This window comes from Microcystis sp. M169S2, from assembly GCF_020245865.1.
Taxonomy (GTDB): domain Bacteria; phylum Cyanobacteriota; class Cyanobacteriia; order Cyanobacteriales; family Microcystaceae; genus Microcystis; species Microcystis ichthyoblabe_A.
Map to the genome: position 1 here is coordinate 57,925 of NZ_JADBUB010000106.1, position 15,777 is coordinate 73,701.

The following is a 15,777-nucleotide window of genomic DNA, read 5'->3' on the forward strand; positions in this document are numbered from 1 at the left end:
ATCAAGAGATGACGCAAATTGATCAGCTTGATTTTCTGACTGAACTGATAAGCCAATGGAAAAAAAATATCAAATCAGCGAAAAACTCTACGAAAGTGCTAACTCCTTAGTTTATCGAGGTTTTCGTCATGCCAATAATCAGGCAGTTATCCTTAAAATTCTCAAAGAAAATTACCCAACGCCATCGGAACTCACTCGCTATCAACAAGAATACCAGATCACTCGCTCTTTTAATGTTGATAATATTATTAAAGCTTATGATTTACAGCGATATGAAAACAGTTTAGTTATGGTTTTAGAAGACTTTGGTGGTCAATCTTTAAAATCATTACTAGAGCAAAGTCAATTCAACCTAGAAGAATTTTTGAAAATTGCCATTAAGATTGCTGAAGCTTTAGCTGTTATTCATAAAGCCAATATTATTCACAAAGACATTAACCCTTCTAATATTGTCTATAACCCCAAAACCGAAGAACTTAAAGTTATTGATTTTGGTATTTCTAGCCAGTTAGCTCAAGAATTTATCAGCGTTATCTCTCCCCATCAATTAGAAGGAACGTTAGCTTATATTGCACCTGAACAAACAGGAAGAATGAATCGTGGACTTGACTATCGTAGTGATTTTTATGCCCTTGGAGTCACTTTTTATGAACTTTTAACCAACAGACTTCCTTTTGAAACTACAGACCCAATGGAGTTAGTTCATTGTCATATTGCTCAAGACCCTTTACCCCTACACGAACTGATTCCAGACCTTTCCTTGGCTGTGTCTAATATTATCAAAAAACTATTAGCAAAAACCCCAGAAGAAAGATATCAGAGTGCTTGGGGAATTAAAAATGATTTAGAAATTTGTCTCAATCAACTCAAAAGAGGGGAACAGATTCAGCTATTTTCTTTAGGAAGTCGGGAGCTTCCAGAAAAATTTCAGATTCCGCAAAAACTCTATGGTCGAGAATTAGAAGTTGAAAAACTCCTAAACATTTTTGAAAAAATCAATCAAGGCTCATCTGAATTGATCCTGATTTCGGGTTATTCTGGGATTGGTAAAACAGCTTTAGTCAATGAAATTTACAAACCAATTACACGCCAACGAGGACGAGTTATTAAGGGCAAATTTGACCAACTACAACGATATATTCCCTATTCAGCAATTACTCAAGCTTTTCAAGATTTAGTAAAACAGTTGTTAAGTGAACCAGAAAGACATCTTGAAACCTATAAAGACAAGATTCTAGAAACTTTAGGAAATAATGGTCAAATTATTGTTGAGGTTATCCCTGAACTCGAAAAAATTATTGGTAAGCAACCTCCTGTAGAACCACTGGGTAAAACGGAAAGTCAAAATCGCTTTAACTTATTTTTTAAGCGTTTTCTCACGATTTTTTGTCAACCAGAACATCCCTTAGTGATTTTTATTGATGATTTACAGTGGGCAGATTTATCTTCTCTAAATTTAATTGAGCAATTAATTTTAGAGCCAGATATTAACTATTTTCTCCTAATTGGTGCTTATCGAGATAATGAAGTGGAAACAACTCATCCACTAATGCACACTTTAGGCAAAATTAATCAAGCCCAAAAAACAATTAATACGCTCTCTCTTTCACCTTTAAAAAGCAGAGAGATTAATCAATTAATTGCCGATACTCTAAATTGTTCTAGAGAATTAGCTAAACCCTTAGGGGAATTACTCAGCAGAAAAACCGAGGGTAATCCTTTTTTCTTAACCCAATTGTTTTATTCTCTCTACGATAGAAAATTCCTGTTTATTAGGGAAAATTTAGATTTAAAGAAAGCGAAGTACACAAAACAAGTTTATTGGCAATGGAATATACAACAAATTGAAAGTTTATCTATTACTGATAATGTAGTTGATTTAATGGTGAATAAAATTAAAAAATTATCTCAAAATACGCAACAGGTTCTCAAGTTAGCAGCTTGTATTGGCAATCAATTTAATTTAGAAATCCTTAGGATTATTAATAATAAATCTGAAACTATTACCGCTCAAGAACTACAGTTAGCTCTAGATGAAGGCTTGGTGATTCCCCTAGACAAAAATTATAAAATTCCTCTATTATGGAATGGAGAAGATTTGTCAAATAATAAGCTACAAGATGCTTTTAACTATTCTGCTGATATTTATTATCGATTTTTACATGACCGAGTACAACAAGCAGCTTATTCTCTTATTTCTGAAGAAGAAAAAGAATGTTTTCATCAGCAAATAGGACGTATTTTATTAGAAAAATATCAAGCAGAGCATCAATTAGAAGATAAAATATTTGATACTGTTAATCAACTTAATCAGGGAGCAATATTAATTACCGATCAGTTAGAAAAAAATCAACTGGCTAAGTTAAATCTAAAAGCAGGAAAAAAGGCAAAAGCATCAACAGCTTATGATTCGGCTTTAAGATATTTAGAAAAAGGATTGGAATTGTTGACATTAAATAGCTGGAAAACTGATTATCAATTAACTCTAGAACTTTATGTCGAAACCTTAGAATCTCTTTACTTAAATACTAAATTTTCTCAAATTGAAAAAATATCTGACACTATCTTAAAAGAAGCTAGAGACATATTTGATAAACTCAAGGTATATGAAATACAAATCATCTACTACTTTACAATTTTTCAACCTCAAAAAGCGATAGATATTGCCCTCAATGTTTTACCAGAACTAGGTATCAAAATTTCTCTTCAAGAAAATGAAATCAAAAAAAGAATTAGTAATCGCCAGAGATCCATAAAGTTGCTTTTAAAAAATAAATCGATTGAAGACTTGGCCGATAATTTGATAATGACTGACAATAAAAAACTAGCAGCTATTAAAATAATACTGCAAATTCGCTCTGCTTCAAATACAACTAATTTTCTTCTATTTACGGAATTAGTATTAACTTTAACTTATCTCTGTATCAAATACGGCAATCCTCCACAAGCTTCTACGATTTATGCTTTTTATGGAATGCTCATGTCGGGAATGACAGCAGAAATTGATTATGGTTATAAGTTTGGAAAACTAGCAATTAACTTATTAGAAAAAGATGATAATCAAAAATTTCAAGCCGAAATATTTTTTTTATATTATGCTTATATATGGTGTTGGAAAAATCCACTAAATGAGCAAGTCATTCAAGAAAAATTACTTTATGGCTTGCAACAAGGACTTAATACAGGACACAATGAATATGTTGGGTTTCTCGCACAGGCCTATTGCGCTATCAAGTTTTTAGGAGGATGCCAGTTAGAAGAAGTAGAACGAGATTGTGAAAAATACATTCATTTTGTGGAAAAACTTAATCAAGAGTATTCTCATAAATTCTTAGTTATTTTGACAAATACTGCTAAAAATGTACGAGATATTAATCACCATCAAGATTTTTTATTGCTAGGAACTTCCCAAGAGGAAGAAGATAAACATCTCCAAGAATATCTTGACCAAAATAATCAATGGTTACTATTTATTTATTATTTCGGAAGAATGATTGATTATTATATTTTTAATGATTTTGTTGCCTCCTTAGAAAACAGTCAACATACAGAAAAATATGTAGCGGTAACAAGCGGTGCAGCCCTATTTAAAGCACAACATAATTTCTATTCATCGTTGAGTTTTCTAGCTTATTATCATGACACAGAGCAAAATGATCAAAGAAAATTACTACAACAAGTAGATAACAATCAGCAGAAGATGGCAATATGGTCTAGTCATTGTCCAGCAAATTTTCAACATAAATATGATCTAGTTGAAGCAGAAAAAGCGAGAGTCTTAGGTCAAAACTGGGAAGCTCAAGAATTTTATGAAAAAGCCATTCAAGGAGCAAAAAAATATGAATTTATCCATGAAGAGGCTTTAGCCTATGAACGTGCCTCTGAATTTTATTTTACTTTAGGTAGAGAAGAAATTGCTAAACTATATCTCAGAAATGCTTATCATTGTTACACTCGTTGGGGTGCAAAGGCCAAAGTTAAACAATTAGAAGAAGAATACCCTCAATATTTATTAGGCATCAGCAATCAAAACAAATCTAAAGGACTGAGTACCACCATTTCAACTACTGGTAATGATGGAGCAGTTCTGGATTTAACCACTATTCTCAAAGCTTCGCAAGCGATTTCTGGAGAAATTAAACTGGAAAATCTCCTAACAAATTTAATGAAAATTGTCATTGAAAATGCAGGAGCGCAGAAAGGTTTTTTGATTTTAGAACAGCAAGGAAATTGGGTCATTGAAGCTCAAGGAACAATTGATAAGGTAACGGTTAATATCCTAGAGTCAATTCCCATAGAATCTATCGACCATGATAACTCAATTCCTATCTTACCCACTAGCATTATTAATTATGTCGCTCGGACAAAAGAAACTATCGTTTTAAATGATGCCACTTCATCAGGTCAATTTACCAATGATTATTATATTGTGGCTAAAAAAACTAAATCTATTCTTTGTACTCCTTTACTCAATCAAGGTCAATTAAAAGGAATTGTTTATTTAGAAAATAATTTAACAACTAGCGCATTTACCTCAGAAAGAGTTGAACTATTAAATATTCTAGCAGCTCAAGCTGCTATCTCTATTGATAACTCCAGACTCTATCAAACCTTAGAACAAAGAGTAGAAGAACGGACAAAAGAACTCACAAATACTTTAGAGGTACTGAAAGCAACTCAAGCAGAACTTATCTTTGAAAATGACCTGCTTAAAAGTGCTGAACAACCTCCCAAATTTGTCTATCAAGTGGGGGGCAGTTTACCGATGGATGCACCAAATTATGTGGTTCGACAAGCTGATCGCAATCTTTATAAAGCTCTCAAACAAGGTCTATTTTGCTATGTTTTAAATGCACGTCAAATGGGAAAATCTAGCTTAATGGTACGGATGATGAGCCAATTACAAAAGGAGGGAATTAGATGTGCAGTAATTGACTTAACTCGGCTAGGAACAGACAATATTACCCCCGAACAATGGTATAAAGGATTAGCAGTTGATCTGCTCCGTAGTTTTGGATTAATCAAAGAATTGAAAACTTTTAAAGCTTGGTGGAGTGAACAATTAGACCTGCCTCCTGTACAACGATTAGGACAATTTATAGAAAATTTTCTTCTAGTTAATGACGATTTTGATCAGCGGCAATCTGGAAAATCGACTGTTATATTTATTGATGAAATTGATAGCATTTTAGGGTTAAAATTTGATGTCTCTGACTTTTTTGCTTTAATTCGTTCTTTTTATAATCAGAGAGCGATTCAACCTCAATTTCAAGAGCTAACTTTTGCCTTTTTTGGTGCTACCACACCTTCAGCTTTAATTACTGACCCCCAGAAAACACCTTTTAATATTGGTAACGCTATTGAATTAGCAAGTTTTAAAGAACACGAAGCTCAACCTTTATTATATGGGTTAACAGAAAAAGTCAGTAATCTTCAGACCATGCTCAAACAAGTCTTAAGCTGGACGGGAGGGCAACCTTTCTTAACTCAAAAACTCTGTCAACTGATGCGGGATAGTGAGCAACCAATCCCCTCTAATCAAGAAGAACAATGGTTGGCCAACTTAGTAGCAGAAAAAATTATTCAAGATTGGGAGATGCAGGATCAACCCGAACATTTAAAAACTATTCAAGATCGCCTTCTTCAAAGTCCAAACCGACCCCAGTTATTAACCTTGTATCGACAAATCCTCCATCAAGAAGCAATACAGATTGATAACACTCCCTATTTACCTGAGTTATTTTTATCTGGATTAGTGGTAAAGCGTCACGGGAAAATGGACGTTCATAATCGGATTTATCAGACGATATTTAATAATGATTGGCTTGAGCGATCGCTGTCTTAATACCATGGTTCAAAAATTTATTTATACTGAACCAGTATATTGACTTATAAAGTACTTTTGATACAACTGACAACTGACAATTGCTTGATTTTCTCTGAGTTTAATTAAACCCATACTATTAAGTTTATAAGCAATAATTGGATCGACTATCATTGGTTGATTCCCTTGACAAATCTGTTGAAAAATATCGGCAAGTTCAGGTTGTTTTTGTAAAGTGACCCAGTGAAGCTGTAAATGAGAGGAATAAATTCCCGTTGATGTAGTTGCTGATTTGATTAAATCTGGCATCGTGATTTGCTCTTGGCTAAGATGATAAATCGCTAAATGAATCAAGGCAGGATGTCCCCCCACTAAGTCGATCAACTGTTGAATTTCGTTGGTTGCTAATTCATTTAATTGATATTTTTTTGCCAATTCTGCCACTTGTTCTTGACCAAAACCCTGTAACTCTATGGGTAATCCCACATTAAAAGGAGACTGTTCTAATCGCAGAGAAACATAAGATTCTGTGGATTGAACAATAATTAAACGTAATTTCTGCCACAGGGGAGATCGCTTAGATTCTTCATAACAAGCTCTGATTAAAGGTAAAAAATCTTCTGCTACTTTCGGATGTTCAAAGACTCGATGTACTTCATCGAAAGCCAATACCAGTGGCTGTTTTATTTCTCGTAAAATATACTCTTCAAAATAAATTGTCCAACTCATTTTAATTCCTATATCTTCATCCCAATAATCATCTAATTTGGCTTCTAAATTCAACTGCCGAGCGCAATTACGGCAGATCCAGCGTAAGAACTTGTTAAAATTTGCTATGATGTCTTGGTCTGCTTTTTGTAAATCTAAACTAACAATTTGATAACCGAATTGTTGTTGACAAGCCTCTAAAATTGTTAATAATAAAGAGGTTTTTCCCCATTTTTTAGGAGCTTTAATGCGTACTAAAGCACCAGATTGACCGATTTCCTCGATAATTTTTGCTTCAAGTTTTGTTCGTTTTAGATAATAATAAGAATTATAGGGAACAGGAGCATCGGGGTATTCTGGCCGCTCATTTTGGAGATATTCCTGACCGCAATACTGAAGCGATGTGGAGTTGGTAAAATGAGATTGTAGTCTAGATAAAAAATTTTTCTTATTGATCGGTTCTCCGATCAGTTGCGAGACTCTATCATAGAGTCCTGGGGCAACTACATTGGCAAGATAGCCGCTACTATAACCGTTTTCTTGGGCAATTTCTTGATAGTTCTTTTTCTGCCAAAGTCCTCGCAATAATAATTGTTCTGTGTCATTGAGACAGCGATTCTCAAGCTTGAGCAGTTGCCCATTAAGAATCTCTTGGATTTCCTCGAATTTCATTATTTTTCTCTAAGGTAAGAAGATTTGAGGGAATAGATTATTTGATTTTCCAGTTCCGTTGCAGCCAGAAATGTTGAATCTTGATATAACAGCACCGATTCAAAATAGAATTGGTATATTTGACAGACAAGCTGACGAGAACCAGTAACCGACAAAATTGTGCGATGGCAACCCTGAGAGGGATTAGTTTCCCCCCTTGCTAGGAAATTATAGCATTTCTTGTCAAGGTCAATTACACGGCGAGCAATTATCTCTTGATAATTTCTATCAAAACCCCTGAGTCTTCAGCGTCTAACTCCTCGATAATCCTATTAACAATTAATTCGGAAAAATCCTCACAGGAGTTGACTAGACAGGATTTTGGCAATCAGATGTACTACATTTCAACTGCCTATTGAGAATTTTAGTACAGTGGCTGCTCCCAATCTTGCCAACAACGGTGAACAGTTACTGTTCATCCCTCAATGCACTTGCTCCCAGAGCTTTTAGGGTTTCTTGCAGCATTTCAGCGCGAGAGATATTACCCTGATCTTTCAATAATTGTAGGCCTTTTTGCCAAATCTCGATCGCCTCATTATAACTACCGAAAGCTATATAAGCCACCCCTAGATTTTGGTAAATAGCAGGATTATCGGGGTTTAACTTGAGAGCTTTTTTATAAGCTTTAATCGATTCTGGTAGCCGGTGCAGTTGTTTGAGAACCAGTCCTAAATTATAGTAACCATCGGCATAGCTAGGATCAATTTCTACGGTTTTATCAAAGACAGATAAGGCAGCTTCGTATTTTTCTGCTTCGTACAATAACCCACCGAAATTATTATAGGCACCAAGTTTTAATTTATCTAAAATTGGCTGCTTAATCGCTTTAATAAAATTATCGGCTGATTGCTTAAATTCCTCCAATGAATAATAATAATTAGCGAGATGATAATATAACTCGTATAAAATATGTGGATTAGAACCGTGGCATTTTAAACCATGTTTGAGCAGCTTAAAACCCTCTTTATCCCTGCCAATCTTCAGATATAACCCTCCCAATTTACTACACACATAGGGATCGTGGGGATGTTGTTGATAAAAGCCCTCCATCGCTTTTCTTGCCCGTTCAAACTTATCTAGGCTGGCTATTTTATCGACGGTGTAACCGTAGTGAAAGATAGCAATTTCTGACAGTTCAACTATTTTCCAATCAGGCTCTTTTTTTAATAAAATAGCCACATTATCATCAATAATTGAGTGATAGGGACGGGTAAAAGTGACTTGAGGATGTCGGCGAAATAGCCGCGAAATTAGAGAATAGGGTGATTGTATGGCTCCGATTTCATGGCGGATTAAATTAATAACTAAATTTTCCTCTTTTTCCATAGCCCGACGCATTTTCGGTACGATAGCGGGATTTAATTCCTCATCGGCATCAAGAACTAAAATCCAATCACCAGTAACATATTTTAAAGCCTCATTTCTGGCATCGGAAAAATTACCCCGCCAATTGTAGCTAGGAACTATAGCACCGTAACTTTGAGCAATAGCAATCGTATCATCGGTCGAACCCGTATCCATAACGATCATCTCATCCACCACCTCTTTAACGCTATCCAAACAGCGCCGGAGATTTTCGGCTTCATTTTTGACAATCATGCAGAGACTAAGTTTAGGCATAACTTTATCAACTCTAGCGGTTAATCTTGAGCGATAGCAGCTGATCAATAACCCACTGATTACCACTCATCGATTATTAATTATCTTCCGAGTCTATCTTAAACCGTTCTACCGAAGAAAGCAGCTCCCGGGAGATACTCACCAATTTTTGCAAAGAACCCGCCACCTGTTGAGATTCTTGGGAAGTTTCCTGAGCGGTTAACTCCACCGACTGCATAACTTGGGCGACATTGAGGGAATTTTCCCGTTGTTTGACCGTATCGGCGGTAATCGATCGCACCAGCGTATCGATGCGGTTAGAAACTTGGATAATATCTTCTAGGGACTTCTTCGCCTGTTCCGAGCGCTCGGTGACATCGATAACCTGTTGAATCCCCTCCTCCATTGCCGTCATTACCGAACCCGTTTCCGATTGAATCTGTAAAACGATCTGTTCAATTTCCTTAAGAGATTTAGCAGCTCTATCGGCCAACTGACGCACCTCATCGGCCACCACCGCAAAACCGCGGCCCGCATCTCCCGCTCGCGCCGCTTGAATCGAGGCATTAAGAGCCAATAAATTAGTCCGCGAGGCAATCTGAGAGACTACCGCGACAATTTTCGAGATTTCCTGGGAAGCTTCCGCCAAACGCTTGACTTTTCGCGCCGTTTCTGATACGGTGTCGCGGATTTGCAGAATTCCCGCCACGGTTCTTTCCACGGAATCACCCCCCTTTAGAGCGGTAATCGAGGAAGTGCGGGCGACTTCTTCGGCTTCTCTGGCGTTTTCTGCCACCCGTTGAATTGAGTCGGTCATCATCTGTACCGAATTAAGGGTGACGGCCAATTCCTCCGCCATCCGCAGGGCATCGCTAGACTGATTGCGGGCGAAAGATTCACTATTAGTACTGGCTTGATTCACCTGTTTTGCCGCTTTTTTCACCTGTCGGACAATTTCGCGCAGGTTTTGGATAGTCAAATTAAAAGCATCGGCCACCGCCCCTAAAACATCGGCACTTACCTCCGCCTTCACGGTCAGATCCCCCCGAGCCGCTCCTTCCACATCATCGAGAAGTCGAATCACTTGCCTTTGTAGATATTTCCGTTCCCGTTCCGTTTCGGCGGCGCGGCCTTGGGCCTGGGTGGTGGTAGTTGCCACTACCCGGGCCATCTGATTGAAACTATTGGCCAGTTGACCGAATTCATCTTCGGAGTAGATCGTCGCTTTAGCCTTAAAATTGCCTTCCGAGATATGATCGAATTGGCTTTGCAAATCGTCGAGACTGCGCTTAATCTGACTAATTAGCAACTGTAAACCTAGCCAAGTCAGGGCAAAGGTTCCCAGTCCAGTTAGTAACATCTCGGTTAGTAGCGGTTGACTGAAAGGGGAAAGGCTGGCTGGGGCTGGTTTCGGGGCAACTTTTTCGGTTTTTTCCTTGCTATTCGGGCCCGGTTTGGCAGCCGATAGAGAAAATAGCCAAGAGGTGGTACTAACGGCAAAAATTAAGATTACAGGGGTAATACCCGCTAAAGCCGCTAGGATTAGTTGTTTTTTGCCCAAAGAAGCATTGACAAAAAAGGCCAATTTGCCCGGATTGACTTCCACCACTGGCCGGAGCAGGCGCTCGGAAACAGGACCAAGATGACTATCTCTTGTGTCATCGGGGATTTCTAGACGAGAAGGATGAAAACTAGGCTCTCCCACAGCAGAACTGGCATTAAGGCTCGCCCTGGGTTCGGGGACAAAACCAGCAGTTAAAGCTTCCTCTCCCGAACCGGTAAATAGCTCCGATTCCCCCACTTCTTCGCCTATATCCGTCAGACGCAGTTGGGAAAAACCGTCTAAATCCTCATCATTGAGTTTTAGTTCTCTAAAATCTCTGGCTTCGTCTCCCTCGTATCTTTTTTGAGTGACTCTGCCCTGATTAAGGCCAGTTTTCGCCCCTTGTCGGTGGGGCGGTTGCGGATCAATGGCAAAAGTGCCTGGTTCTAGGGTATCGGCATAGAATAACTCCTGATCTCTCCCGGTGAGGGGATTTTCCCGCCAGTCAGCCGTAAAAGTGTCTTCTCCCGTTGACCCGAACCCACCGCCCCACCCTTCCTGGAGCGAGTCAATCTCCGCTGCTTCTAAAAAGGGGAAAGGGGGTTCTCCATCCGCAAAATCCCCGGACCAGTGGGAACCTTGAGAGTCTGAACCAGCCAGGATAAGGGAACTAAAGGCGGTTGCCTCGGATTCCCCAAAATCATCGCCATAGGAATCGACTGTACCCGCCGTAGGCTCTCCGAGATCCTCGTCATTAAAAAGACCACTATCCCAGTCCATTACCTCCTGTTGCCGCTCGAGAGCAGCCGCTTGCGACCCCCCGGACAAAGAATTGCTGAAACCTTGACTGGGATCGAAAGCTGCCTCACTGTAGGCGATGCTTTCCGCAGCAGCGATCATAAAATCTCCATTCTCGGCTTCAAAACGCAATTGCTGAATCTGATCGAGACCCCGTCGAGCATAATCTACTAGATCAAAGAAATTGGCAGAATTTTTAGCCAATTCCAGCACTTTTTCGTAACGTCCCTCGGCCAAGCTGTATTGTTGTAGTCCTACATAAATATGTCCCTGTAAAAGCAGGACGTTGGGATCATCGGGATACTTGCTGATCATTTCTTTGACAATGACGGCGGCACCCTCAAGGTTGCCCTGGCAATAGGCGGTGTTCGCCTTTCCATAGAGTTTCGCATATTCTTTTCCTGACGGCATTTGCCCCTCCCCTAGTAAAGATAAAGTGATCAAGTAGTTAGTGGTTTCAAGAAATAATTACTATAAATGCTATTCTGCTATTTTTTTGAGGTTTTAAGCCTCCCAAAGGGTAGAACGGAGTATGGCCAGATGATCGAGTAGTCTTAAGGTTTTTTTTGATTCTTGGCCCAGAATCCACTTTCCCCGCACATAGGGGGCAATCTGATCGGGAATACTGACGACACTACCTAGTTGATCTGAGTCGAGCCATTCCACATCTCCCAAACGTTGCACCGCTAAACCGAGGATCGTTTCCTGTTCTTCAATCACAATTACGGGAATTTCGGATCGATCGGTATTTAAGCGGCTGTTATCCCCCAAAAATTGGCCGAGATCCGCCACCCAGATCACTTGACCCCGGAGATTGATCGCACCGAGGAGCAAGGGTGAAGCATTGGGAATTGGGGTAATGCGATCGAGTGGTTGCTGTATTACCTCGCGAATGCCCACCGCACTAAGGGCAAACTCGTCCTGAGAGGGTAGGTAAAATCGCAAGTGTAGTTCACCGACGGGGGTTTGTAATTCCTGAGTGTCGGGGGCGGTATTTTGAGCGTCACCAGTAAAAAAATCGGTATCGTTAAGCATTTGTTTTGTTCTCTTGCAACTAATAAATAGTTCGGTCAGCGTTTTTACCCGTCTTGACCTATAGCATAGCTAGACTGTCCCCAGTGAAGGCGATTTTATCGGCGCAGCAGTTGTTTAACAGTGCAAATGAACTCAATCGGTTTAAAGGGTTTGACAATGTAGGCATCGGCTCCGATTTTCATGCCCCAATAGCGATCAAAGACTTCCCCCTTCAAGGAACAAATGATCACGGGGATATTTTTGGTTTTGGGATCCGACTTGAGACGACGACACACCTCATAACCATTGATGCGGGGCATGACGATATCGAGGACAACGAGATCGGGATTGCCTCTCTGAATATATTTGAGGGCTTCCAACCCATCTTTGGCGATCGTGACCTTAATGCCGCTATTGCGGAGTAGATCACAGATCAGTTCCCGTTGCGTTTGGCTGTCTTCTACCAGCAATATTTCCCTCATAACTCCCTACCTAGCTAGGCCGCCAAGCATAACAAGGGAAAAAGAGGCGCGATAATAGTTCCCGTTGACCCGATGCTCCGAAATTGCTCCCATTTTTTGCCTCCAACGCAATCTGAAATTTATCAGGGGGTTTCCCTCTCAACCAGCAGTCATAACTCATTTTCGCTCAAAGGTTTGCTTAAATAATCGGTTGCCCCCACCATTTTGGCTGTTACCCTTGCCAGCAGCCCCCCCCTTGACTGGTTAAATCGTCGAGTTTTGGTAGGGCGATATCCCAGAGAATGAGAGCAGCTTCGATCTCTATGGCCTGAGCGAGAGCTTCTTAGGGAAAAGACCCCCGGAATAGTTAGAATTTTCTAAAATACTCTCGACTTTTTCACCAATACTGAGATCGTCATCAATAGTTCTCCTGTTCTTTGTCCTAGTTCAATCAATTGTAAAATACTGGGAATGTCAATCTCATTGAAGCTTCCTTGCATAATTTCTCGGAATCTCCCCCACTAGACGCTATTTCTTTTAGTCTAGAATAACCTAGAGCAGTTATCTTAATGGTGAGGTAGGAAGTCTCTGGTTTGAGGTGTTAGTCTGGAGATGATGCCAAATCTCGTCATACTTCATCTTGAGGAGAAACGCTGTCTTCCTTCCTCTTGTCACTAATAATAAATCTGATAAGCTAATTATGTAAGATATTTTTCAGTAAGCTTTGCTGCATTTAAACTAGCCTTGGCAATTTTCAGTACAAAAGGTCTAGCTTTCTATCCTTGCCTCTCGCTTTCACGCCGTCTTAAACGATCATTTAGATGTGTGGTCAGCTTATTCAAACTGCAGCCAGAGGTAAAAGGGGTCAGAAAACATCAGCCGATTTATGAGATTGACTGCCAAATTTTTTGAGACTAGGTCAGTAAATTGGGGCTGAAAAATCTTCAAAAATTTAAAATTTTCCAGTGGGTAAGAGGAAAAATTGAGAACAAATGTATGTCTCAAAAAGAAAAACTCGAATGATAGAAAATAAAAATTTTTTGGCAGCCGATGGGTACACTGAAACCATAGACGGGCCGCTCCTAGCCTCGATCATCAACTCTCTCTAAAATCAATTACAAAAACTTTCATCACACAGGAAGACTACTCGTGCTATACCTTGCAGAAGTAAAAAAACAGACTAGAGGTTTTATCAGCGGTTACAAAACTGAATTGAAACTATTGGCCTGTCAGCATAAAGATCAGACGTGGAGTGCCATAGCGGGGAACGATATCTTAACCTACGACGAAACTAACTCCATAGGAGAAGGTGCGCTTCTTTTGGTGAATTTGAGCGATAATCGTCAACTGCAAGGAAACCCGGAATTAGCGGGAGCAGAGATGGTGCGACAACTGCAAAAGATTTCCCGTTTGATCGAGCGCAATAAGGAAGATCAAGAGAAAATCGATCAGTGGAAACAATCCCTCACCTATCAAAGCGAGATTCTCAACCGCCAGAAAATGGAAATGGAGGCAAGAATTGAGCAAATTGAGCGAATAGAAGCAGAATTCGATTATTTAGAGGGCAAAAGACAAGAACTGGAAAACCTAAAACAACAATTGATCGAGCAACAGCGACACCTGGAAGAAGAACAAATAAATTTCAACTCCTCCCCCAATCTTTCCCCAGAACAACAACAATTTATTCGTTCTCTAGCGGAGAGTTTAGCTAATAATCACGATCTGGGCAATTCTCCCTCACAAATTCTCTATTCAACTCTTGAATCTGTGCAGGGACAACAGACAATTTTAAATAGTTGTTGGCAGAGTTTAGAGGAGCAGAAAAAAGCTGTAGAAAATCGTCAGGTCGCCAATGAACAAATGCTCAATCATCTCGAACAAAGAGCTAGGGAATTACAGATAAGTCGCAGTGCTTTGGATACAACAAAAATACAACTACAAATACAAGAAACTGTTCTGAGTCAAAAACAGGAATTATTTGATCGCCTTAACCTCACCCTACAAACCACTGATTCTACTCGACAAATGCTTCTTCGTCTCGCCCAAGCAGCAGACCTAGATTTTGATGGTAAAATCGATCTAGAAGCTCTTGAAAAAATGCCTTTGGAAGAATTGGAGAGCTTAGTTAACAATTTACAAACAGACCTCGATCGCTTGGAACTTTTTGTCAATGACCAAGAGGAAGAATTAACTCTCCAATCCCAAACCGTGGAAGAATTAGAAGCAAGAATGACCACAATAGATGAATCCCAGCGAGCTAATTTAGCAGAAGAATTAGCCGAGGAACAGGAGAGAAAAGGAATGCTGGCGGAAACTTTGGTCGGACAGAGACGTAATCTTCGAGAAAGGCAAGCTATTCGCTCTCAACATCTGAAAATTCTGCACCGGAGACAAGGAATTTTATCCCCAGAAGATGCCCAAAAATGTAGCTTTGAACCAGTGTTAATTATCCTGGAGGATAGTTATCAAAATAATCTCCAAGAAAGTCAACGTTTAGCCGCAGAAATCAAGGAGCTACAAGAGGATTTACAAAAAAACAGAGATACTATTGATGAGCAATGGTCGGATTTAGAGCAAAAAACTCGTGAATTTGAAGAACAGGAGCGACAATGGCGCGATGCTAATCTGGCATTAGTGCGTTTAAAAACTCAGATACAACAGTACGAAACTTTCCTGCAACCCGTGCAGGATCATCTCGATCAAATCCGTCAAAAACTAGAAAATATCTCCCATTGGTTTATACCTATGGAGTCTAATGTTATTGCCTATGATTACGCTATTAACAGTTAGGCTTAATTAGGGTTCCTGAACAAATAATACAGGGTAATTCAGAAAAAGATTTCGCCCTTCTTGCCGATAACTTTTATAGCTTTTTATCTATGGATAAAATAATTTAGATCAATTTAACTCTAGGTTAGATGTGGTATAGACTAGGATTAGTAATTTATACTCAGATAGTTAGGGCTTGCTGAATAATAGTAAAACCCTTGTTGGTTAAGACTTTTAGAGTTTTTGTAAATCAAAAAGTACCAGATATGGGAGTGATCGGGGGGAAAATTCAGGGACTTTTTCCCTGAAAATTAGGTAATTGACCCCTTCAAAATCGGTAAAACCCTACA

8 protein-coding genes are annotated in these 15,777 nt (G+C 39.3%); 2 read left to right on the forward strand and 6 right to left on the reverse strand.

Annotated elements, in window-relative coordinates; genetic code table 11:
- Positions 1-55 precede the first annotated feature (55 nt).
- A complete protein-coding gene (locus IM485_RS11075; RefSeq protein WP_287743017.1) occupies positions 56-5,845 on the forward strand; it encodes an AAA family ATPase in 5,790 nt (1,929 codons plus the stop codon).
- 21 nt (positions 5,846-5,866) lie between these two features.
- On the opposite strand, the gene IM485_RS11080 is transcribed toward IM485_RS11075, so the two are convergent.
- The 6 genes from IM485_RS11080 to IM485_RS11105 all read right to left on the reverse strand — a co-directional run bounded on the left by IM485_RS11080 (position 5,867) and on the right by IM485_RS11105 (position 13,158).
- On the reverse strand, positions 5,867-7,204 hold the full coding sequence (locus IM485_RS11080; RefSeq protein WP_287743019.1) for an AAA-like domain-containing protein: 1,338 nt from the start codon (positions 7,202-7,204) through the stop codon (positions 5,867-5,869).
- Between the two features lie 447 nt (positions 7,205-7,651).
- Entirely contained in the window at positions 7,652-8,863 is a 1,212-nt protein-coding gene (locus IM485_RS11085) for a glycosyltransferase (RefSeq protein WP_287743021.1), read from the reverse strand.
- 76 nt (positions 8,864-8,939) lie between these two features.
- Entirely contained in the window at positions 8,940-11,594 is a 2,655-nt protein-coding gene (locus IM485_RS11090; protein ID WP_287743022.1) for a methyl-accepting chemotaxis protein, read from the reverse strand.
- Between the two features lie 93 nt (positions 11,595-11,687).
- A complete protein-coding gene (locus tag IM485_RS11095) occupies positions 11,688-12,218 on the reverse strand; it encodes a chemotaxis protein CheW (RefSeq protein ID WP_287743025.1) in 531 nt (176 codons plus the stop codon).
- A gap of 95 nt (positions 12,219-12,313) precedes the next feature.
- Complete coding sequence (locus tag IM485_RS11100) at positions 12,314-12,679, reverse strand: response regulator transcription factor (RefSeq protein ID WP_104396690.1); 366 nt, start codon at positions 12,677-12,679, stop codon at positions 12,314-12,316.
- A 356-nt stretch (positions 12,680-13,035) separates the two neighbouring features.
- Positions 13,036-13,158: a DUF4388 domain-containing protein gene (locus IM485_RS11105; protein WP_287743028.1), complete on the reverse strand. Its 123-nt coding sequence runs from the start codon at positions 13,156-13,158 to the stop codon at positions 13,036-13,038.
- 649 nt (positions 13,159-13,807) lie between these two features.
- Between IM485_RS11105 and hmpF the strand changes: the two genes are divergently transcribed.
- Entirely contained in the window at positions 13,808-15,448 is a 1,641-nt protein-coding gene (gene hmpF / locus IM485_RS11110; RefSeq protein WP_104396689.1) for a pilus motility taxis protein HmpF, read from the forward strand.
- Positions 15,449-15,777: the final 329 nt, after the last annotated feature.